This is a genomic window from Lampropedia puyangensis (genome assembly GCF_004833285.1).
Lineage (GTDB): Bacteria > Pseudomonadota > Gammaproteobacteria > Burkholderiales > Burkholderiaceae_C > Lampropedia > Lampropedia puyangensis.
The window spans coordinates 383,903-406,457 of record NZ_STFG01000001.1 but is presented as its reverse complement, the minus strand read 5'-3'; the positions used below and the strand labels follow the sequence as shown (position 1 = coordinate 406,457).

The 22,555-nt window shown below is 54.2% G+C and carries 20 protein-coding genes; 11 read left to right on the top strand and 9 right to left on the bottom strand.

Annotation, left to right across the window (positions count from 1 at the left end):
- Together hydA and E9531_RS01620 are read left to right on the top strand one after the other, a co-directional pair.
- The gene (hydA, locus tag E9531_RS01625) at positions 1–1,476 is read left to right on the top strand and encodes a dihydropyrimidinase (protein ID WP_136571982.1); all 1,476 of its coding nucleotides are present in this window, start codon (positions 1–3) and stop codon (positions 1,474–1,476) included.
- Between the two features lie 202 nt (positions 1,477–1,678).
- Positions 1,679–2,614: an NAD(P)-dependent oxidoreductase gene (locus E9531_RS01620; protein WP_136571981.1), complete on the top strand. Its 936-nt coding sequence runs from the start codon at positions 1,679–1,681 to the stop codon at positions 2,612–2,614.
- Between the two features lie 33 nt (positions 2,615–2,647).
- Here E9531_RS01620 and E9531_RS01615 read toward each other — a convergent pair whose 3' ends face one another.
- A complete protein-coding gene (locus E9531_RS01615) occupies positions 2,648–3,493 on the bottom strand; it encodes a ferritin-like domain-containing protein (protein WP_244609930.1) in 846 nt (281 codons plus the stop codon).
- 160 nt (positions 3,494–3,653) lie between these two features.
- Here E9531_RS01615 and E9531_RS01610 point away from each other — a divergent pair, with 160 nt between their 5' ends.
- The 3 genes from E9531_RS01610 to E9531_RS01600 all read left to right on the top strand — a co-directional run bounded on the left by E9531_RS01610 (position 3,654) and on the right by E9531_RS01600 (position 6,578).
- The gene (locus tag E9531_RS01610; RefSeq protein ID WP_136571980.1) at positions 3,654–4,178 is read left to right on the top strand and encodes a gamma carbonic anhydrase family protein; all 525 of its coding nucleotides are present in this window, start codon (positions 3,654–3,656) and stop codon (positions 4,176–4,178) included.
- Positions 4,179–4,337: 159 nt separating this feature from the next.
- Positions 4,338–5,327: an Hsp33 family molecular chaperone HslO gene (hslO, locus tag E9531_RS01605; protein ID WP_136571979.1), complete on the top strand. Its 990-nt coding sequence runs from the start codon at positions 4,338–4,340 to the stop codon at positions 5,325–5,327.
- Positions 5,328–5,408: 81 nt separating this feature from the next.
- Positions 5,409–6,578 (top strand): serine hydrolase domain-containing protein, encoded by a 1,170-nt coding sequence (locus tag E9531_RS01600; RefSeq protein ID WP_136571978.1) that lies wholly within the window; start codon positions 5,409–5,411, stop codon positions 6,576–6,578.
- 24 nt (positions 6,579–6,602) lie between these two features.
- On the opposite strand, the gene E9531_RS01595 is transcribed toward E9531_RS01600, so the two are convergent.
- Positions 6,603–7,547, bottom strand: coding sequence for a LysR family transcriptional regulator (locus E9531_RS01595; protein WP_136571977.1), 945 nt, complete (start codon positions 7,545–7,547; stop codon positions 6,603–6,605).
- 204 nt (positions 7,548–7,751) lie between these two features.
- On the opposite strand from E9531_RS01595, the gene E9531_RS01590 reads away from it, so the two are divergent.
- The gene (locus tag E9531_RS01590) at positions 7,752–8,126 is read left to right on the top strand and encodes a hypothetical protein (protein WP_136571976.1); all 375 of its coding nucleotides are present in this window, start codon (positions 7,752–7,754) and stop codon (positions 8,124–8,126) included.
- Between the two features lie 154 nt (positions 8,127–8,280).
- Here E9531_RS01590 and tsaB read toward each other — a convergent pair whose 3' ends face one another.
- Positions 8,281–8,985 (bottom strand): tRNA (adenosine(37)-N6)-threonylcarbamoyltransferase complex dimerization subunit type 1 TsaB, encoded by a 705-nt coding sequence (tsaB, locus tag E9531_RS01585; protein ID WP_136572247.1) that lies wholly within the window; start codon positions 8,983–8,985, stop codon positions 8,281–8,283.
- A 282-nt stretch (positions 8,986–9,267) separates the two neighbouring features.
- On the opposite strand from tsaB, the gene dacB reads away from it, so the two are divergent.
- The 4 genes from dacB to lpxK all read left to right on the top strand — a co-directional run bounded on the left by dacB (position 9,268) and on the right by lpxK (position 13,335).
- The gene (gene dacB, locus E9531_RS01580; RefSeq protein WP_244609929.1) at positions 9,268–10,818 is read left to right on the top strand and encodes a D-alanyl-D-alanine carboxypeptidase/D-alanyl-D-alanine endopeptidase; all 1,551 of its coding nucleotides are present in this window, start codon (positions 9,268–9,270) and stop codon (positions 10,816–10,818) included.
- Positions 10,819–11,119: 301 nt separating this feature from the next.
- Positions 11,120–11,752 carry a MotA/TolQ/ExbB proton channel family protein gene (locus E9531_RS01575; RefSeq protein ID WP_136571975.1) on the top strand — a complete coding sequence of 211 codons (633 nt, stop codon included), beginning with the start codon at positions 11,120–11,122 and terminating at the stop codon, positions 11,750–11,752.
- On the top strand, positions 11,749–12,171 hold the full coding sequence (locus tag E9531_RS01570; RefSeq protein ID WP_136571974.1) for an ExbD/TolR family protein: 423 nt from the start codon (positions 11,749–11,751) through the stop codon (positions 12,169–12,171). Before E9531_RS01575 ends, E9531_RS01570 begins: the two co-directional genes overlap by 4 nt.
- A gap of 93 nt (positions 12,172–12,264) precedes the next feature.
- Entirely contained in the window at positions 12,265–13,335 is a 1,071-nt protein-coding gene (lpxK, locus tag E9531_RS01565; RefSeq protein WP_136571973.1) for a tetraacyldisaccharide 4'-kinase, read from the top strand.
- Here the strand turns inward: lpxK and queA are convergent.
- The 6 genes from queA to E9531_RS01535 form a co-directional block, all read right to left on the bottom strand.
- Positions 13,313–14,398 (bottom strand): tRNA preQ1(34) S-adenosylmethionine ribosyltransferase-isomerase QueA, encoded by a 1,086-nt coding sequence (gene queA, locus E9531_RS01560; RefSeq protein ID WP_136571972.1) that lies wholly within the window; start codon positions 14,396–14,398, stop codon positions 13,313–13,315. The two genes, lpxK and queA, sit on opposite strands and share 23 nt — an antisense overlap.
- A gap of 237 nt (positions 14,399–14,635) precedes the next feature.
- Positions 14,636–15,613, bottom strand: coding sequence for a branched-chain amino acid ABC transporter permease (locus E9531_RS01555; RefSeq protein WP_136571971.1), 978 nt, complete (start codon positions 15,611–15,613; stop codon positions 14,636–14,638).
- 20 nt (positions 15,614–15,633) lie between these two features.
- Positions 15,634–16,521, bottom strand: coding sequence for a branched-chain amino acid ABC transporter permease (locus E9531_RS01550; RefSeq protein ID WP_136571970.1), 888 nt, complete (start codon positions 16,519–16,521; stop codon positions 15,634–15,636).
- Between the two features lie 204 nt (positions 16,522–16,725).
- Positions 16,726–17,919 carry an ABC transporter substrate-binding protein gene (locus tag E9531_RS01545; protein WP_136571969.1) on the bottom strand — a complete coding sequence of 398 codons (1,194 nt, stop codon included), beginning with the start codon at positions 17,917–17,919 and terminating at the stop codon, positions 16,726–16,728.
- A gap of 79 nt (positions 17,920–17,998) precedes the next feature.
- The gene (locus E9531_RS01540; RefSeq protein WP_136571968.1) at positions 17,999–18,730 is read right to left on the bottom strand and encodes an ABC transporter ATP-binding protein; all 732 of its coding nucleotides are present in this window, start codon (positions 18,728–18,730) and stop codon (positions 17,999–18,001) included.
- Positions 18,731–19,501 (bottom strand): ABC transporter ATP-binding protein, encoded by a 771-nt coding sequence (locus E9531_RS01535; RefSeq protein WP_136571967.1) that lies wholly within the window; start codon positions 19,499–19,501, stop codon positions 18,731–18,733. It abuts the gene before it with no gap.
- A 399-nt stretch (positions 19,502–19,900) separates the two neighbouring features.
- Between E9531_RS01535 and mutS the strand changes: the two genes are divergently transcribed.
- Positions 19,901–22,543, top strand: coding sequence for a DNA mismatch repair protein MutS (gene mutS, locus E9531_RS01530; protein ID WP_136571966.1), 2,643 nt, complete (start codon positions 19,901–19,903; stop codon positions 22,541–22,543).
- Positions 22,544–22,555 lie beyond the last annotated feature (12 nt).

Sequence of the window (22,555 nt, the reverse complement as noted above, 5' to 3'; positions counted from 1 at the left end):
ATGACGTTTGACCTAACCATCCGCAATGGCCGCGTAAGTACCTCGCACGCCACCTTCATGGCTGACCTGGGTATCTCGGACGGAAAAATCGTCGCGATCAGCCAACATCTTCCCGCTGGCAAACAAGACCTGGATGCGACAGGAAAATGGGTAATGCCTGGCGGCATTGACAGCCATGCCCATATTGAACAGGCATCCAGCACAGGGGTGATGTGCGCAGATGACTTCTACAGTGCCACCGTCTCAGCCGCCTTTGGGGGTACGACCACGGTGATTCCGTTTGCGGCACAACATAAGGGCCAGCATGTTCCTCGCGTGATTGAGGAATATGCCAAACGTGCAGCGGAAAAAGCAGTCATCGACTATGGCTTTCATTTGATTTTGTCAGAAGTCACCCCGGAAATGCTCAACGAAGATTTGCCACGGGCGATTGCGCAAGGCATTACCTCGTTGAAAGTCTACATGACCTATGACGCACTGAAAATAGACGACTACCATTTACTGGAAATCATGGAAGTAGCCGGGCGCGAAGGCGCAATGGTGATGATCCACGCCGAAAACCATGACGTCATTCGTTGGCTGGCCAAGCGGTTGCTGGCCAAAGGTTTGAAAGCGCCCAAGTTTCACGGCGTAGCCCATGATGCGATTGCCGAAACCGAGGCAAGCGCACGCGCTATCGCTCTGGCCAAACTGCTTGATGTTCCCATTTTGTTAGTGCACATCTCTGGCCCAGAGGCGATTGAAGTGATCCGCAGCGCCAGAACACTGGGGAGCAAAGTCCATGCAGAAACATGCCCACAATACCTTTTCTTGACGCAAGAGGATATGGATCAAGAAGGACTTGAAGGCGCCAAGTTCTGCTGCAGCCCTCCCGCACGCGACAAAGCCGCGCAAGCGCAAGTCTGGCGCGGCCTGCTCGATGGAACATTGGGTGTTTACAGCTCCGACCATGCCCCTTTTAAGTTTGACACTACAGGCAAACTTCCCAAAGGAGATGCAACGACCTTTAAAGAGATGGCCAATGGTGTACCCGGCCTAGAGCTACGTTTGCCTCTGCTGTTCTCCGAAGGGCTGCTGACAGGCCGCCTCAGCCCCGAACAGTTTGTGCGCCTGACTGCTACCAACCATGCCCAAATGTACGGACTGGAGCACCGCAAAGGGGACATCGCTATAGGTATGGACGCCGACGTTGTACTGTGGGACCCACAGGAATGCCGCACCGTAACGTGGAATGACCTGCACGACAACGTCGGTTACACCCCCTATGAAGGCCGCGAGCTGCGTGGCTGGCCCAGCACCGTGATCAGTCGTGGCGAAGTCATTGTTGATGCAGGAAAACTGCAAGCGGCGCGGGGGCGCGGAATATTCCTTCCTCGCCAAATACCAAAACCAATTCTCGAAAGTGCTGCCCACCCAAAGCCATCACACGCGAGCGATTGGCTTGGTCTCAAAGGAAAGGCTTGGGCTGCGTACTGAGTGCGAAGTGCGAAATACACCACAGCAGTTGTCATGCACTCATGTGCATGGGGCTTGGGCACCCAAACAAGACGAGCCAGACTGCCGCATAAGCCGTGCAACGCCCTTCCCATCTTCTGAATCAGCAGCCAGCCAAACACATGGCCGGCGTTGCCATACTCCATCCACCCAGCGTTCCTCATAACCCGGACACATCCCTTTCATGACACAGGACACATCAGCCCCTCTGTATATCCCTATTCTTGGCCCCTGGCTTGCACAAGAGTTATGTTCCATGCTCCCCGCACCGTTCAAGCCACTGGATGTTCATGCCAACCCAGACTATGCGGGCGTACTCGCCACACATGCAGACACAATCCGTGTCGTCATCTGCAGCACAGGAGGTATCTCCGTGAATGCACAGCTGATGGATCAACTGCCGCATTTGGCGCTGATTTTGAATCTCGGCGCAGGCGCTGAATCGGTGGACATGGCAGAAGCAGCGCGACGCAACATTCAAGTGCTGACTGGTGCAGGTATCAATGCCGTAGATGTGGCCGAACTGGCCATTGGGATGATGATTGCATTGGCACGCCGCATTCACTTGATAGATCAGGAAGTGCGCCAAATGCAATGGGGCAGAGATCGCCAACCCGTACGGCGCCTGGCTGGCAGACGCGCGGGCATTGCGGGGATAGGCGCCATTGGCCAGGCGCTTGCCAAGCGCCTTGACGCCATGGACATGCAAGTGCATTACTTCAGTCGCACCGCGCACATGGAGTTGCCCTGGCAGCATCACACCAACCTGTTGTCGCTGGCCGCAGAGGTGGACATTCTCTTTCTTGCATTGCCCGGAGGCACAGCCACACACCACTTGGTGGGCGCTGACGTGCTTCAGGCCCTTGGCAAAGACGGCTTCTTGATCAATGTGGGCCGCGGCAGTGTTGTCGATGAAGCCGCCTTAAAAGAGGCCCTCAACCACAACCATATTGCCGGGGCGGCACTGGATGTGTTTGAGCACGAGCCTCACGTGCCAAGTGGCTTGATTGCCAGCAACCAGACGTTGCTGCAATCGCATCGGGGTGGATTTACGGTAGAGGCACACACAGAAGTCTTGGTCTTAACACTGCAACGCTTGCAGCATGCCTTCAGTCTGTAACGTTATGGCCGGTTTAATACCACAAGGTTCGCCTTAACTGCCCCACTCCAGATACTGCAATTCTTCTTCAGTGAAACCTGCCGCACGGCGGGCATCCAGGTTAAGCGGTGCTTTGGGGCGCGGCGCTTCATATTGCTCGACCAGTTTAGGGTAGAGCCCAACGGGCTCCAAACCGCGCTGGTGGCACAACCATCGGTACCAGTAATTGCCAATCGCCACATGCCCGACCTCTTCACGCAAGATGGTGTCCAAAATGGTGGCCGTGGCCTTTGCATCATCGGTATTGACTTGACGCAACTTCTCCTGAATTAACGGAGTGGCATCCAAGCCGCGCGCCTCCAGTGTGCGCGGCACCAAGGCCATGCGCGGCAAAATATCGTGACGGGTTTTCTCACACATGCTCCACAAACCTTGGTGGGCGGGGAAATCCCCGTAGTCAAACCCCATGGACTGCAACTGCGTGCGTAGCATTTGAAAATGCTTGGCTTCTTCAGCCGCCACTTTGAGCCAGTCTTCGTAATAAGAAGCAGGCATGCCCGCAAAGCGCCACACCGCATCGAGTGCAAGATGGATGGCGTTGTACTCAATGTGCACGATGGCATGCACCAATACCGCACGGCCCTGCAACGTTGCTGGCGATCGTCTCGCCACATCTGTATGCGCGGCCAGCGCCAATTGACTAGGCATGGTGGGTGCATCAGGCACCGGAATGGCAAGAGTCGCATCAACGTCCAATTGAAGACTGGAGCGCTGCTGGTACAACCGCTCTGCGGTTTGTGCCTTGGCTAGTGGATCGGCCATCTGCATCACTGCCAAGGCGCAAGTGCGCCACTCGGAAGAAGGCAAAGGCATTGGATTGAGCGTCGCAGTGTCGGTCATGGGGTCGCATTGTAGGCCGCTTGCTGCGGGCATTGTGGCCATCGCTTGGCCGATAATGCTTGGCACTTGCAAGAAGAAAAGGTCTGCATCTGCCTTCAAGCAGCCCCACTGCTGCCGCTGTTCTTCGCATATCCAACACCCCACCACACTAGGAGACTTTATGGCGATCTTTGAATTAGACGGTATCTGCCCCACCATCAGTGACTCTGCATGGGTTGCTGACTCTGCCACAGTGTTAGGCCAAGTAACTTTGGAAGCCGATGCATCAATCTGGTTTGGCAGTGTGATCCGTGGTGACACCGACCAAATCACTGTCGGCGAAGGCAGCAACATTCAAGATGCCAGCGTCTTGCACGCAGACTTTGGCAAACCTTTGCACATCGGTCGGCATGTCACCGTAGGGCACCAAGTCATGCTGCATGGCTGCACCATTGGGGACGAAAGCCTCGTAGGTATTGGCGCAGTTATTCTCAATGGCGCAAAAATTGGCAAAAACTGCTTAGTGGGCGCACGCAGCCTGATCACGGAAAACAAAGAGTTTCCTGATGGCAGCATGATCATGGGTAGCCCCGCAAAAGTCGTGCGCGCACTGACAGCAGAAGAAATAGAGGGTTTGCGCCAAAGTGCCAAAAATTACGTGGCCAACGCCAAGCGTTTTCAAAAAGGCCTCAAACCTATTGCGTAAGTCAACGATAGTCAGGCGCCACAGCCAACGCCGCAATATCGGTTCTGCGACCTGCCTTGAAATTCGTTGATGCGCCTTTATATCGGTAGGTCACTCCACAAGATCGCAGCGCATACTGGGCATAACGCCCACGCGCGCGCCTCTCCATGAAAGCATCTCATGTCTGAAATCCAGAAGTTCCTGTTTGATGGCCTGCCTGTGCGCGGTGCGATTGTCCGCGTTGATACGCCATGGCAGGAAGTACTGCAACGCCGTGGCAAGAACTCAGAAACAGGCCCCTACCCAGAATGCATCAGTCGCATCTTGGGGCAAATGACTGCGGCTGGCCTGCTGATGCAATCGAACATCCATTTTGAAGGCGCTTTGGTGCTGCAAATTCAAGGCGACGGGCCGGTACGATTGGCGGTGGCAGAAATCAAATCGGATTTGCGTTTGCGTGCTACCGCACAACTCGCGCCAAGTCAGAAAGACAACATCGCAACCGATGCCAGCATCGAAAGCCTCTTCAATGTGCATGGCCAAGGGCGCTGCGCCATCACCCTCGATGCCGATGAAAAACGGCCTGGCTACCAACCGTACCAAGGTATCGTCTCCCTGATGGACGAAAATGGCCAAACCCTGCCGTCACTGGCAGCCATTTTGCAGCAATACATGCAGCAATCCGAGCAGCTCGACACGGTTCTGGTACTGGCAGCCAACGACCAAGTCGCCGCAGGCCTGATGATCCAACGCATTCCCGTCAAAGGCGAAGGCAACCTGGCTGGTGCCCAGCACAATACGGAAGAGCAGGACCAATTGGGCCACAACGAAGACTTCAACCGCATCGCCACCCTGGCAAGCAGCCTGACCGAGAAAGAACTGCTGGAGTTGGACACCAACACCATCCTGCGGCGCTTATTTTGGGAAGAAACCGTCTCGGGCGTGGACACTCAGGGACTCATGCCACACTTTGGTTGCCAATGTGATCGCGAGCGTGTGACAAACATGCTGCGTGGCCTAGGGCAAGCAGAAGTGACCGATATGCTTGAAGAGGAAAAGCCCATCGAAGTCGGTTGTGAATTTTGTGGTGCGCAATACCACTTTGATGCCATCGATGTCGCGCAGATATTCGCGCCGCATGCTGCTCCGGCGTCCGAGCGCATTCAGTAAAAAAATTGCGCCTTTCGCGCTGCTTGCATAAGGTAGAAGCATTGTTTACGATGACATTTCATTAAAAAAATCGGAGACAACATGCCTTCTGCCAGCTTAGACGCCATTCTGCGCGGCCCCATTGAACAAGGACGTATTCCCGGTGTTGCAGCCGTTGTAACAGACGCCCATGGCGACCGCTATGCCAATGCTTTTGGCACGCGCCGTATAGGCGACCAGAACAGTCCGATGCAAGTCGACTCGGTCGCATGGATTGCCTCCATGACCAAGGCCTTGACTAGCACCGCAGCCGTGCAATTGATTGATGCAGGGTTGTTGAGCCTAGACACCCCTGCAAAACAATGGTTTGAGCCCCTTGGTCAGGCGCAAGTGCTCGAAGGCTTTGATGCTGAGGGCCAGCCCATTTTGCGTGCACCACGCACCGACATCACATTACGGCACTTGCTCACGCATACAGCAGGCTACGGGTATGAATTTTTGAGTAGCGATAACCTGCGCTTCCAACAGGCCACAGGAACGCCTGGAGTGATCAGCTGCAGCAACGCCGTCTTCAGTAATCCACTGCTGTTTGATCCCGGCACGCGTTGGAACTACGGCATCAACATTGAGCCAGTAGGCAAAATCATTGAAACAGTCACAGGAAAACGCTTGGGCGAACACTTGCAGTCCAGCCTGCTTGGCCCACTCGCAATGGCAGATACCGCTTTTCGCATGCGCCCTGACATGCAATCGCGATTGGTCAGCATTCACCAACGTGAAACCGACGGCCATCTGACGCCTTTGGATTTGCAAATCGAACAAGACCCAGAATTCGAGATGGGTGGGGGTGGCCTGTATGGCACTGCTGCAGACTACGCCCAATTCCTGCGTTTATTCCTCAACGCAGGAAAAGTAGATGGACAAGCCTTGCTCAGCCCACGCGCATTCGATTGGCTGACACACAATGCGATGGGCAATTTGAATGTCCTGCCCATGCAGTCTTCTGTGCCCGCCCTGACCCTCGATGTAGACCTCTATCCGAACATCCCACGCAAATGGACATTGGCTTTTGAAACCAACACGCAAGCACTGCCAACCGGTCGCTCGGCAGGCAGCCTGAACTGGGCGGGATTGGCCAATAGTTATTTCTGGATTGATCTGCACAAAGGCCTCGCGGGCGTTTATATCAGCCAGGTTCTGCCTTTTCTAGATCCTGCTGTTGCAAACCATTTTGCCGATTTTGAAACCGCTGTCTACCAGCAACTGGGTTGAATCAATCCCCCCAAAAAAACCAAGCTACAGCGATGCCTGCACACTGCGCTGCAGGGCATCGAGCAGCCATGCAATCGCTGCCGGATGGCGGTTACCGCGCAGCCACAGTACATGCACACTGACAGGGGTAACAGGCAATGGCAGCTCTCTTATCTCCAATGCCTGGGCCATTTCTGCGGTGGTCACAAATTTACGCGGCAGCGCTGTCAGCAGATCTGTTTTGGCAACGATCCTTGCCGCCGTGTAGTACTGGTTGACCGTCATGGCTACCTTGCGCGTCAGTCCCAAACCTGAGAGTGCCTCGTCAATAAAGCCATAAGGCCGCCCGGACAAGCTCACCACCAAATGTCGCGCTGCGCAAAAGTCTTCTAGGCTGATCTCATCATGCGCCAAAGGGTGCTCATTGCGCATCGCGCACACATACTCGCGCTGGTAAAGCAAACGTGACTCATACTGCACAGTGGCATCACTTTGCGCCCTGGCCGTCAGATCCGCCTGCACCGCTGGAAAATAGCCCACAGCCACATCAATCTCACCTTCATCCAGCAGCACCCGCGGATCGCGGCTGAGCAATGCGGTTACGTGCACCTGAATATCGGGCGCCTCGCGCATTTGTATTTGCGCCAAAGGGGGCAGCAAACGCGCCGCGGTTGCATCAATCATGCCGAGATGAAACACATGCTCAGAATGGGCCGGATTAAAACTCTCTGGCTCAATGGCATCCCCCAAATCCACCAAAGCCTGGTGTACTGTGGCCCACAACTCAATGGCCCGAGCAGTGGGTTCAATGCCGTGTCCTGAACGGAAAAACAACTCATCATGCAGCGCCTCTTTCAGGCGACGAATGGCATTGCTCACCGCGGGTTGCGTGACATGCAAACGCTCAGCCGCTTTTGTCAGAGAACGCTCTTGCATCACCACATCGAATACCCGCAGCAAGTTCAGATCCAAATGCTCAAAACTGGCCATGCCATTTTTCCCTTCTTTAACCGAGAAAAAACGTCAAAGGCAGACTGCAATGATGTACAGCCGCCATCAAACATTCACAACATGAATATTATTAATTCAATAAATAAATTTGAATAGATATAGGGCAAACCCTAATATTCGGCCATCGCACATTTAATGACTCGCTCCCACAAGGAGCAAAAACTTGGAATACAGGATCACATCATGACCGCAATCGTTTCTTCCCATCCAGCCGCAGAGCACGAGGGTTTGAATCGCGTCTCCAAAGGTTTGGGCTTTATTGCTAACCACATTCACAACTCTCGCTTGGCCTACGCCGGGATTTTGGCTGCAGCCGTCGTATTGGCGAACGCATTGATTTCACCAACAGGCTTGGTTGCATGGCTGGTTCTGTGGGCCATCGTATTTGCTGTGGCTGCCTTGATGGCCCCCAATGCCCAACGCCGTGGCGCTGGCTTGCTTGAGCAATGGCTGCAGTCACAACGCGATGCCCGTGCCAATGAACAGCTCTGGCAACTGGCCTTGAATGACCACCGCGTCATGAGCGATTTGGTCAATGCCCAAAGCGCTTACCGTTAAGTTTTCATGAGGGTTTGGCACCAGTCAATTACTGGTGCCTCTCCATTCAGACCATTAAAGCAGGGCAAGCCCTGCTTTTTTTGCGTCTGGCATACCATCCATAGGCCATCATTAGCCGCATCGATGAACGCGCTGGGTTCTCGCAACCTATGTTTTATCGCTTGCTCTCGCTTAACTTAGCCGCCATTCTTTCCTGCGTCGTTTGAGCCACTTTGTCGCGAATATACAACGGAGCAATTTCCTGCGGATTGTGCAAATGGCCTGCCGCAATCAAGGCTGGTGCAAGGGATAACATGGCCAAAGCCTGTGGCCATTGCGGGTGCAATAAGCCTGCCGAAGCAAAACGCTCAAACGCCGCTGGGTAGACAGAAAACGCATTGCCTGCCAACACATAGCCTTCAGGCACTTGAACCGCGGCTGGCGCCATGGCGGTGATGTCAGCCTCCCGAATCCAGCCAGCCTGCGCGCCAAGCCAACGAAAAGGCGCTGCATACACCTCCTGCATCCGGGCATCCAATACTGCAACTACGCGCTCAACCCCCTGTGCCAGACGCGCACCTTCAGCAATGGCCAGCAAAGAATCGACCGCCACCGCCTGAATGCCACTGCCCCACGCCAGCCCTTGCGCAGCAGCGCAACTGGTGCGCAAACCTGTAAAAGCCCCCGGGCCACAACCATATACCACAGCGTCCAACTGGGCGAGCCCAAGCTGCGCTTGCGCCAGCAGCTCCATACACTGCGGCAGCAGCACTTTGGAGGACTTGGCGCCCCCAGCCAACTCAAGGTGTCGAGTCCAATCGTCGTTTTGCACCGCCATGGAAAGCACATCGGTACTGGTATCAAACGCTAGCAATCGCATCAAAGTATCAACATAAAGAAAAGGAGCGAGGAGCACAGGAAAAAGCAATACAGCATTCAATGGGCGACGCAACTGGATGCACAAACAACGCGCCCATTCGCAGATGCGCACAAGTGCGAAAAGTCGCTGCACAATATGCTCTTGTGCTTTAGCCTCTTGCGCGCCCTGACGGCCCTACATGCAAGGAAAAATGTCCATTATCGCAATCGCAGCTGTGTTGTGTACTTTTGCCCTGTTGTGCTCGCTATTGCAGTAAGACCACTTAGCCTGCGTAGCGCCATTATGAACCGATCCTCCATGCCATTGTTCTTGCCCGCCCTTTCTTCTCAGGGTCCTTGCGCGCCTCGCAAGGCACTCGCCATCGTTGCAGCCAATGCCATCATGCAGGCGGTCGTGTTGACCTGCGTACCTACGTCAGCATGGGCACAAGCGACAGCAACAGCGACGAGTCACTCCATCAATGCGCCCAGTACAGCAACGGCCCTCCCAGAAGTCTTCAGTACAGCACTGACCAAGGCAAAAATCCCGCTGACCTCCGCGTCCGTATGGGTGCAAAGCGTGGATGACAACCGCCCCCCGCGCGTGAACTACCAAGCAGACGCGCTGGTCAGTCCCGCTTCCACCATGAAACTGGTGACCACTTATGCGGCCCTCGATCGTCTGGGCCCAGCCTATACGTGGCACACCCGCATCTACACGGATGGGCCGATCAGCGAAGGCAGCCTCAGGGGCAACCTCTACATCCAAGGCGGAGGAGATCCAAAATTGGTAATGGAGCGACTCTGGGCATTGCTGCGCCAATTGCAACAGAGAGGCATCAAGGTGATTGTGGGCGACATCGTGCTTGATCGAAGTGCTTTCGTGCTTCCCGCACACAATCCAGCCGCCTTTGACGATGAGCCACTTCGCCCCTACAACGCCGCACCTGACGCCCTGTTGCTGAATTTCAAATCAGTCGTGATGCGGTTTGTGCCCGATACCTCCCAAGGCCTGGCCCATGTGCAGCTTTCGCCCCCCATGGCCCACCTGTCTGTACCCACTAGTGTGCCATTGAATACCAAGAGTAAGAACTGCCCAACCAATTGGCGCAACCAACTCCAACTTGATGCCAGCCAGAGCGGCCAATGGTCAATGGCGGGAAGTTACCCGGCCGCATGTGGAGAATTGAATTGGGCTGTGGCCTATCCCGATCCTGTAGTTTTCGCGAATAAGGCAGTCGAAGGCATGTGGCGTGAAATGGGTGGCAGTCTCACAGGTTCGGTACATGCTGGTGTCACGCCTGCAGGGCTGGCGCCCCTGCTCACAGAGCCGTCTCTGTCGCTCACAGAGATCGTACGCGACGTCAATAAGTACAGCAACAATGTGATGGCAGACCATGTCTTTCTGGCCCAAGGCAGTGTTGGTGGGCGCGGCCAGGCCATGACGTATGAGGCCGCACAGGCAGCCATTGAACAGTGGTGGGTCCGCAAAGTGGGCAATCCAGCCGGTAGCCTGATCATTGACAACGGCTCAGGCTTGAGCCGCACGGCACGCGTCACAGCCCACGCTATGGGGACGATGCTCACACAGGCATGGCACTCAGCAGTCATGCCCGAATTACTGGCCTCACTGCCTGCTGTGGGTGTCGATGGCACGATGCGTCGCAGTCGGGCCACAGGTTCTGCACACATCAAAACCGGTTCACTGCAAAATGTGAATGCAATTGCTGGCTACGTACACGCCAACAGCGGCAAACGCTATGTGCTGGTGGCAATCGTCAACGATGCCAATGCCGCATCTGCACGCAGCCCGGCATTTGACAAGCTGATCGATTGGGTCGCAAACGACGAATGATGAGTGACAGATCTATGCGGTAAGAACGTGATCACGGTCTCCACGCAGACCACGTTGGAGTCCAAAAAGATACGATGCGCAGCAACAAGCGCCTTGCACGGCCTCTTTTTTGGAGTCTTGCGCGACTGTGCGGTGATCCTAAACACGTTCTTTGTTGCACCGATAGATTGCGGTCCCGACAAAGGCAAGCATTGTTTGTGTTTACTGCTCTGCATTGCACTGCTTTTGATTGGGCAAGAGAACCTGCTGGGCCATAATTGGCCCGTTCATTTTGGCAACTTTTTTGATTCAGGAGTCTTCCTTGTTTTCCATTATTCAAGCTGCAGGCTGGCCCATCTGGCCACTGATTCTCTGCTCCATCATTGCCCTTGCTATCGTTGCCGAGCGCTTTTACAGCCTCAAACGTGCAGCAGTCGTGCCAGCGGGGTTGCTTGACGATGCCCAAACGGCCTCCTCCAAATCCATTCCATCCACCGATGTGATTGATAAGCTGGAGCAAAACTCTGCGCTCGGAGAGGTACTGGCCAGCGGGCTGCGCACGTTGAAAAACAAGCCCAATGCTTCTGAGGAAGACTTGCGCCAAGCCATGCAAAACCGCGGACGCTTGGTGGTGGCCAAACTCAATACATTTTTGCAACCACTGGCCACCATTGCCTCTGCCGCCCCCCTATTGGGTTTGCTTGGTACGGTCATCGGCATGATCGCCATTTTTGCTTCGCAAGGCAGCATTGACGCAGGCGTCATCCAAGGCGACCCAGGCAAGTTAGCGCATGGTATTTCGATTGCTCTCTACAACACTGCTTTTGGTTTGATTGTGGCCATCCCTGCGTTGATTTTCTGGCGTTACTTCCGCAGCCGCGTAGACCAGTACGTACTGGAAATGGAAGTGGCCAGTGAAAGCTTTCTCAAGCACCTCAAAGGCCTGCAACAATGAAATTCCAAAATTCACAGTCAGGCACCGAGCCGGAAATCAACCTGATTCCGTTCATTGATGTGCTGCTGGTGATTCTGATTTTTCTGATGCTCACCACAACCTATAGCCGCTTCAATGAATTGCAGTTGAACCTGCCGTTAGCCAATGCCGAGCAACTCAAAGAAAGACCCCAAGAGATCACCGTCTCTCTAGACTCGGCTGGGCACTATGCGATTGACGGCCAAGTCATTGGTGCGTCAACCCCATCACAACTGGCTACGCATTTACGCCAGGCCGCAACAGGCAAGCCAGAAGCTGTCCTAGTCATCAGTGCAGATGGCATGGCTTCCCACCAATCCGTAGTGTCGATCATGGAGGCAGCGCGCAACGTCGGTTTAGCCCGGGTGACGTTTGCAACCCAAACCATTTCTGGCTCGTGATGCACATTTACATGCTTGCCATACCTGCCTTTACACCTCAATGCGCCCGCCTGCAGACGGGCCGTCGGTGCACTCCCGCATGCGCATTGGTCTATGCCTTATTGGCTTAAGCAACTCGAAGAGCGTTGGCAAACCCCCTGCGCCAAAGCCCATGTTGCCGACGTATTTCTGCGCCCTCTTTCCGCACTCTACAGCTACCTCAGTACACAACGCCGCTCCGCCTACTTGAGTGGTCAACGCACGCGCGTGCGTTTGCAAGCCCCAACGGTAGTAGTAGGCAACGTGGTGGCTGGAGGCGCTGGAAAAACGCCTGTAACGATGGCACTGACCTTGGCTTTGCAACAGCGCCAGCTCCAAGTAGGCATCATCTCGCGCGGCTATGGCCGCAGCAACTCGCAGTGCCTGGAAGTGACCACAAGCAGTCATGCCGCTGACGTTGGCGATGAACCTTTATTGATCAAACAAGCAACAGGTGCAGCCGTTTTTGTTGCCACATCACGCGCCGAAGCGGGTCAAGCCCTCTTGGCCGCCTATCCACAAACAGACCTCATTGTGTGTGACGATGGGCTGCAACACTGGGCCTTAGAACGCGACTTTGAACTGTGCGTTTTTCCACACTGGGGCATGGGTAATGGCAAATTGCTACCCGCAGGCCCATTACGTGAAACGTGGCCGCGGCCTGTCGACGCCATCCTGCAAACGCTCCATGCAAATAGCGCAGCGGCCGCACTGCCCATGCCTGAACCACCCCCTCCATATTGGCCATTGTCCAGAAGCCTCGCGCCGTCAATGCGCAACGGCTTGCAGCAGCAAAAGCCCTTGCAGTCGGCGTCTGAGCACCAAGGCCCAATCATTGCAGTCGCGGGCATTGCCAAGCCGAATGCATTTTTTTCGATGCTGCGTCAGGCTGGCATCACGCCAAGTACGTGCGTAGCCTTACCCGATCACTATGCATTTGAGCAGTTGCCCCCTGCGCTTGAAAAGCTTGCCCCCAACACCTTGGTGCTGTGTACCGAGAAAGACGCCGTCAAACTCTGGACGCTGTTGCCACAAGCATGGGCCGTGGGCTTAGACGTGCAGTTGCAGCCCGAGTGGGTAGATACGATTGTGCAAGTGGCTACAGCACGCTACCGGTCAGCCCTTAAGCTGGCTGCAAACGGCTGAGCAGCATACTGTCGCCATAGCTGAAAAAACGGTACTGCTGGGCAATAGCGTGCTGGTAGATTTGCCTGATGTGCTCGTAACCGGCAAAAGCACTGACCAGCATCATCAACGTGCTCTTAGGCAAATGGAAATTAGTAACCAACACATCCACGACTTCAAAACGAAAACCCGGGGTGATGAAAATTTGCGTATCGCCCTGTGTTTGACCTGTTTTGGCCCATGACTCCAAGGTACGCACAGATGTTGTACCCACTGCTATCACGCGCCCACCGCGGGCCTTGCATGCGTTGATCGCGTCAACTGTACTTTGCGGAATATGGTAGTACTCGCTATGCATGCGATGCTGGCTGAGGTCTTCGGTCTTGACCGGTTGAAACGTTCCAGCCCCCACATGCAACGTGATATTCGCGCGCTCAACACCCTGTGCCTGTAAGGCCTGCAAAGTCGGCTCGTCGAAATGCAGTGCGGCCGTCGGCGCCGCCACGGCACCGGGCTCGCGCGCAAACACAGTTTGGTAACGCTCAGCATCTTCTTTGGCATCGGGGTCGTTGCCTTGCTGGTGCCGCTCAATGTACGGAGGCAGCGGCAAATGCCCGAAACGCTCCATCAAAGTCCAAGGCGTTTGTCCCTCTGGCGCGTTCACCTGCAACAAAAATAAAGGTCCATCCGCATCGGGGTAACGCCCTTGCATCACGGCATCAAAACCACCTTGTCGCAAACCCCCGGCAAAATGCATCAACGAGCCAGGCAGCGGTTTCTTACTCACCCTTAAATGCACCGCAATGTGCCGCTCATCCAACACCCGTTCAATCAGAATCTCCAGTTTCCCCCCTGAGGCTTTCTCACCAAAAATACGCGCTTTCACCACCTGCGTATCGTTAAAAACCAGTAAATCACCTTTTCGCAGCAAGCCGGGCAAGTCGCGAAAAATACGGTCAACAGGCGGCCAACTGCGTCCATCAAGCAAACGCGACGCACTGCGCTCTTGCGCTGGGTGGTGTGCAATCAAGGCTTCGGGCAGGTCGTAATCAAAATCGGCCAGAGAATAAACGGGAAGAGACATACTTAGAGTGCTGAACCAAGCTGCAAAGCGCAAACCATGCCGCCTGGAACCTGCCGCAAAACACCTGTTACGGCGCTATGAACAGCAGGAATGTTGAAAGGCAGACATTGTATTCAGGCCTTGCTCGCAAGGTTTACATATTGGCGTATTCCACTTCACATAGGCTTGTATGCCATCCAAAAGAAAAGCAGCGCGATTGCGCTGCTTGGGAGTCAATGGGCATTGCCACCGCGCTTGTTATTCCTTTTTGCGTAACAGGTGCAGCACCTCGCCCACGATCCCTCGTCTGAAAAGTAGGACACACACGACAAAGATAAAGCCCGTGACGATGGTGACCGACTCGCCCAAGGAGCGGAACCAATCAATATGTGTAATCGAAGCAATCCAGGTCCCCCAGTCGCCAACCTTGTTCTCGATAGCCACGACAACGACAGCCCCCACCAGAGGCCCCGACATCGTGCCCATACCTCCCACCAGTGTCATCAAAACGGCATGTCCAGACATGGCCCAGTGCACATCGCTCAACGTGGCAAACCCCAGCACCAGGGTTTTAAGTGCCCCCGCCAAACCTGACAATGCAGCTGAAAGCACGAAAACCAGCAATTTGAAACGGTTGGTGTCATAGCCCAGCGACGTTGCTCTTGGTTCATTTTCCTTAATGCTGTGCAAGATGTGTCCAAATGGCGAATGCACCACCCGCATGATGAACAGAAAAGCCAATGCCACCACAGCCAAACAGACGTAGTACATAGTCATATCGCTGCTCAAATCCAACACACCAAACAGCTTGCCACGTGGCACTGCCTGCAAGCCATCTTCACCACCTGTGAATGGTGCCTGCAGCCAGACAAAGTAAAGCATTTGCGCCATAGCCAAGGTAATCATCGTGAAATAAATGCCTTGGCGTTTAATGGCTAAAAACCCAACAATCAGCCCCAGCAACGCACCAAATGCGGTGCCCAACAGCAACCCAAGCTCGGGGGTCACCCCCCATACTTTCAGTACATGCCCTGCGATATAAGCAGAGCCACCGAAAAAGGCGGCATGCCCAAATGACAGCATGCCGGTATAGCCAAACAGCAAATTGAACGCACACGCAAACAACGCGAAGCAAAACAGCTTCATCATGAAGATCGGATATGCCCCCATGAATGGCGCAGCGATTAACACCAACAGCAATGCAGCGTAGCCAAAGGTAGCGAGTTTCTTAGTCATCGTTTTTAATCCTCGCTCAATCAATGCTCTTTACCGAACAAGCCGGCAGGACGAATCAACAGCACAATGGCCATCACCACAAACACCACAGTGGAAGATGCCTCGGGATAGAACACACGCGTGAGCCCCTCAATCACCCCCAATAGCAAGCCAGTCACAATCGAGCCCATGATGGAGCCCATGCCACCAATCACCACCACGGCAAAAACTGTGATGATGAGGTTTTGCCCCATTAGCGGCGAAACTTGGTAAATCGGCGCAGCCAGTACACCAGCAAATGCAGCCAAGGCGACACCCGCGCCATACGTCAATGTGATCATCAAAGGCACATTGATACCAAAGGCCTCCACCAGTCGCGGATTTTCCGTACCTGCACGCAAATAGGCTCCCAAGCGGGTCTTCTCAATCACAAACCAAGTGGCCAAACACACAACGAGCGATGCCACAACCACCCAAGCTCGGTACTTAGGCATGAACATGAAGCCCAAATTGATACCGCCTTGCAAAGCGGTAGGTGTGCTGTAGCTCAAGCCAGACACACCATATGCCGAGCGGAATGCGCCTTCAATCAACAATGTCAAACCCAAGGTCAGCAGCAGACCGTAGATGTGGTCGAGTTTATAAATCCACCGCAGAAACAGCCGCTCAATGACCATGCCAAATGCTCCCACTACCAAAGGTGCTAACAGCAGCATGACCCAGTAATTAATGCCCAGATAGTTCATCGCCATCCAGGTCACCACCGCGCCCATCATGAACAAGGCGCCATGGGCAAAGTTAATCACATTGAGCAGGCCAAAAATGACCGCCAACCCCAAACTGAGGATGGCATAAAACGAGCCATTGACTAGCCCCAAAAGCAGCTGACTCAGCAAGGCTGAGAGAGGTACGCCGAAAATGGTATCCATGAAAATGCGCCAAACTGATGATGCAAAACTTCATGCATACGGTGGTGCTTTAACCTCACCACCGCAGCACACTGACAAAAACAACACTGATGAACTGCCATGAACTGCAAGTTCAATAGTGCATAGCGGCAACACATGCACAAGCTGCAAGCGCGCCTACGCTACAACACTACTGTTTACTGAGCTCAGTGTTGCCGCCTCTTGTTACTTCCACAAAGCGCACTTGGTTTCTTCTTTACGAGTCCAGACTTCGTCTGCGGGCAATGTCTTGACGACATTCAGGTAATCCCACTCTCTCTTGGAGTCGGCAGGTTTCTTGACTTCCATCAAATACATGTCATGTGCATAGCGACCATCTGGACGAATGGAGCCACTGGCATAAAAATCTTTCAACTCTTTAGAGCGCAGCACTTCATTAACCTTGACCGAATCGGTCGTGCCTGCCGCTTCAACGGCTTTAAGGTAATTCATCACCACGGAGTAATCTGCCGCTTGAATCGAGGTCGGCATGCGCTTGGTTTTCGCATAAAACTTTTGTGCCCAAGCACGCGACTCGTCATTCATGTCCCAGTACCAACTGGAAGTGAACTGCAAGCCTTGGGTAGTTTGCAAACCCATACTGTGGATGTCTGTCAGAAACAGCAACAAACCAGCGAGTTTCATGGTACTAGTAATGCCAAATTCATTAGCTGCCTTAATGGTGTTGATGGTGTCACCACCGGCATTGGCCATGCCTAAAATTTGTGCTTTAGACGATTGCGCCTGCAACAAAAATGATGAGAAGTCCGAGGCATTCAGAGGGTGACGCACAGAACCTTTGACTTCACCGCCAGCAGCCTTTACGGTTGCAGAAGTATCGGCCTCCAGTGCATGGCCAAAGGCGTAATCAGCCGTCAAGAAAAACCAGCTCTTACCGCCGCCATCCACAATCGCCTTACCTGTGCCTCGCGCCAATGCGACCGTGTCATAGGCATAGTGGATGGTCAGCGGCGCACACTGCTCATTGGTCAATGCAGAAGTCCCTGCACCATTGTTGATATAGAGAACGCCTTTTTCGTTAGCCACTGTGCTCGATGCCAACGCCGTGCCTGAGTTTGTACCCCCCAAAATCATGGATGCTTTTTGTGTATCGATCCATTCACGCACCTTCGCCGCAGCAATGTCGGCTTTGTTCTGGTGATCTGCCGTCACCAGTTCCACAGGTTTACCCAGCACTTTTCCGCCAAAATCATCAATAGCCATTTGTGCCGCGATAGCCCCGTTTTTGCCATCCACATCCGAATACAGGCTAGACATATCGGTCACAAAACCGATCACTACTTTCTCCTGTGCATGTGCAGCGCCTGTGAATCCAGCAACGCCCAACATAGCGGCCAGCACGGTCAATTTGGTTTTCATACGAAGTCTCCTTTGAAAGGGAAAATAGCGCGGCATTCAACCGGCTGTGAACATGACCAGCAATCGGCCTACGAAATTACTACACACCCAACAGCTCATTGAGCACGGGCATCTTCTCTTGCAGTTGATCTGCCAGAAAATGCTCGACCACTTGGCCGTGTTCAATCACATAAAAACGATCTGCCAGAGGTGCGGCAAAACGGAAATTCTGTTCCACCATAACTACCGTGTAGCCTTTTTGGCGCAGCGTCGTGATCATGCGAGCCAGCGCCTGCACGATGACGGGCGCCAACCCCTCAGAGATTTCATCGAGCAACAGCAAATTAGCACCTGTGCGCAAAATGCGCCCAACCGCCAGCATTTGCTGCTCTCCCCCTGACAAACGCGTGCCTGGGCTATTCTTTCGCTCCTGGAGATTAGGGAACATCGCATAGATGTCCTCCACACTCATGCCATTGCCAACCCGTTTGAGCGCGGGTGGGAGCAACAGATTTTCCTCCGTCGTTAGACTGGCGAAAATACCGCGTTCTTCAGGGCAATACCCCAAACCCAAACGCGTTATTTTGTGGGTTGGCATACCGATGGTTTCAACCCCTGCGATTTGGATAGAACCCGTACGCTTGCCAATCAATCCGGTAATGGCTCGCAGAATTGAAGTGCGCCCTGCCCCATTGCGCCCCAACAACGTCACCACCTCCCCTTGTTGCACGGTCAAGTTCACCCCATGCAAAACATGCGACTCTCCATACCAACCATGCAAATCACTGATGTGCAAGGCAGGGGCCGATGACGCGATAGCTTGGACTGTCATTCAATGCGCTCCTTGCAATTGGCCGTCGGTAGTTCCCATATAAGCTTCCATAACGCGCGGGTCTTGTGAAACCTCTTCGTAATTGCCTTCCGCCAGAATGGCGCCGCGTTGCAGCACTGAAATACGGTCTGCAATCGTGGAAATGACCTTCATGTTGTGTTCTACCATCAAGATAGTGCGCCCTTTGGATACCTCTTTAATGAGTTCGGTCACGCGGTCTACATCCTCGTGCCCCATGCCCTGCGTGGGCTCATCAAGCAGCATCAGCTCTGGCTCCATGGCCAGCGTAGTCGCAATCTCCAGGGCGCGCTTGCGGCCATAAGGCAAATTCACGGTCACTTCATCAGCCAAGTCACGCAACCCCACCTCGCCGAGCAACTGCAAGGCCCGGTCATTGAGCTGGCTCAAGCTCTTGTCACTCTTCCAGAAGTGGTACTGCGTGCCAAGCTGCCGCTGTAATGCAATGCGCACATTCTCCAGCAGGGTCAAGTGGGGGAATACGGCGGAAATCTGAAAAGACCGAATCACGCCTTTGCGGGCAATCTGCGCCGACTTCTCATGCGTAATGTCCACACCATTGAAAGTAATGGTTCCGCGGGTCGGCACCAAAAATTTGGTCAGCAAATTAAAGCAAGTAGTTTTGCCTGCGCCGTTGGGGCCAATCAAGGCGTGGATATGCCCGCGTTGCACCTGCAAGTTAACCTTGTCAACCGCTGTGAAGCCTTTGAACTCTTTGGTCAGATCCTGCGTTGCCAAGATGGTGTCACTCATTCTTCAATCCATGCCTTAGCGTTAAATCATTCACACTGGCGCCGTATTCAAAAGCTGTTTTTCAAGCCTGACAAAACGCCAAACACGCACGAATCGTAGAGATGCTGCACTGCAACGACAATGAGGGGAATCGACAATCGGGTTAACCTCAATGAAGCACTACTGCCTGCGCTCACATATGCCAGAACCCCACACAGCCGCATCGTGGAACACCAGGGCAATCCCTCTACAATGCAGGCTTTAAACGCTGACATGGAACCTGTTGGCCGCACACATTCCATCGCTTTGGTGTTTACACAGAACTACGCACCAGGCTGCAACCAATGCCACCCCCAAGGCTGACATGATGGATGCTACGCAGATGCAGCACGTCAACAAACATCCCCCTTTGCTTTCGCTATGAGTAAGACCGACCCCTCTGGGCATACGCCAATGATGGCGCAGTATTTTTCGCTCAAAAAAGACCACCCCAACATCTTGCTGTTCTACCGCATGGGTGACTTTTATGAGATGTTTTACGAAGATGCCCAGAAGGCAGCGCGCTTGCTCAACATCACCCTCACTACGCGCGGACAATCTGCAGGACAGCCCATCCCCATGGCTGGCATTCCCTTTCACTCGGTCGAAACCTATTTGGCGCGCTTGATCAAGCTAGGCGAATCAGTAGCCATTTGCGAGCAAATTGGTGACCCTGCCACGAGCAAAGGGCCCGTTGAACGAAAAGTGGTGCGCGTCATCACCCCTGGCACCTTGACCGACAGCGCACTGCTGTCTGATAAAAACGAAGCCGTTTTGCTAGCTATTAGTGAGTGGGGTAAAGGCAAGCACACCAGCATTGGACTGGCTTGGATGAGCGTAACGCAAAGCCAGATTTGCCTAGCCCAATGCGATAAAACCGCTTTGCTACATTGGCTTGACCGCATCAACCCGAGCGAGATTGTCACCAGCGCCGGCGCCAGCCAAACGCTGGAACAATTACTGCAGCAACGCAAAAGCGCCGGCATCAGCCAAGCAGCACTGCCAACACTTGCCGCTTGGCATTTCGATGCAGACTTGGGCGAAACAACACTCAAAAACCATCTGCAAGCGGCCAGCTTACAAGCCTGGTCAGCCGATGCACTGCCTGCGGCCCATGCTGCCAGCGCGGCTTTGCTGTATTACGCAGAGCACACGCAAGGCCGCAAACTGCAGCACATGCAAAGCATTGCCGTTCAGCGTGACGATGAACTGCTGTATTTGCCTGCCAGCACCCAACGCAATTTAGAGTTGGTGCAAACCTTGCGCGGAGAAAGCAGCCCCACCGTATTTTCTTTACTCGACACCTGCGCAACCAGCATGGGTAGCCGCAAACTCAAGCATTGGTTACTCATGCCGCGGCGCGACCGGCAAGAGGCACGCCAACGCCTTACATGCATCAGCCAGTTGCGCGATGAGAAAGCCCCTGTCCCGCTCTGGCAAAAACTCCAAAGTGAGTTGCGTCAAATAGCCGATGTGGAGCGCATCAGTGCACGCATCTCTTTGGAACAAGTGCGTCCGCGCGAACTGGCAGCGCTCACACAAACCTTGCACCATGCAGCGCAACTGGCCAACACGCCAGTGCCTGCAGACTCGCCACTGCACCCTTTGTTGACGCGCCTGCAGCCACCAGCAGGCATTGCACAATGGCTTGGCAGCGCACTACAAGAAGACCCCTCAACCCTTGTGCGCGATGGCGGGGTGATTGCAACAGGCTTTGACCAGGAGCTCGACGAGCTGCGCGGCATTCGCGACAACTGCGATGACTTCTTACTCGCCCTTGAAGGGCGCGAACGCGAACGCACAGGCATTGCTAACTTGCGCGTGCAATTCAACAAAGTGCACGGTTTTTATATTGAGGTTTCGCAAGGTCAAGCAAGCAAAGTCCCAGAAGACTACCGCCGTCGCCAGACACTGAAAAATGCTGAGCGTTTTATCACCCCAGAGCTCAAAGCATTCGAAGACAAGGCACTTTCTGCACAAGAGCGTGCCTTGGCCCGTGAGAAGTATCTCTACGAACAGATTTTGGCCCAATTACAGCCACATGTGCATGCATTGATGCAACTGGCCGGAGCATTGGCTGAGGTAGATGCACTGTGCGCCTTGACTGAGCGTTCGTTGACACTGAACTGGTGTGCGCCTCAATTCACGATTGAGCCTTGTATCGACATCGAAAAAGGGCGCCATCCAGTCGTTGAGGCGCGCTTGGCCGAAACCTCACAAACACCCTTTATTGCCAATGACACGCGCATGGGCGGGCGAACACGCATGCAGATCATCACCGGGCCGAATATGGGCGGTAAATCGACCTACATGCGCCAAGTCGCACTCATTACCCTGCTGGCCAGCATAGGCAGCTATGTGCCCGCAGCTGCATGCCGATTAGGCCCGATTGATGGGATCCACACCCGCATTGGTGCGGCCGATGATCTGGCCAATGCGCAATCAACCTTTATGCTGGAGATGACTGAAGCGGCGCAAATTTTGCACAATGCCACGGCCCATTCTTTGGTACTGATGGATGAAATTGGACGAGGCACCTCGACCTACGACGGCCTGGCCCTGGCCGGAAGTATTGCCAGCTACCTGCACGATAAAACCCAGGCCTTCACCCTCTTTGCAACCCATTATTTCGAGTTGACTGAACTGCCCGCCAAACATTCACATGCCGTGAACATGCATGTGGCAGCGGCAGAAACAGGCAACCGCATTGTGTTTTTACATGAGCTGCAAGCAGGACCAGCCAGCCGCAGCTACGGCATCCATGTCGCTAAATTAGCGGGTATGCCCGCTGCCCTGCTGCACCACGCCAAAGCCACACTGGAGCGGCTGCAAAGCCAGGGCCAAGTCGATAGGCAGAGTGATCTGTTTAGCGCCCCACTGGCCACAGACATGCCATTGACAGAGGCGCCGATGCAGCCTAGCGCCGTAGAACAACGACTTGCAGAGCTGGATGTGGATGCGCTCTCGCCCCGCGAAGCCTTAGAGCAGCTCTACCAACTCAAAGAAACGTTGGCGCAACGTTGAAAAATTGACAGC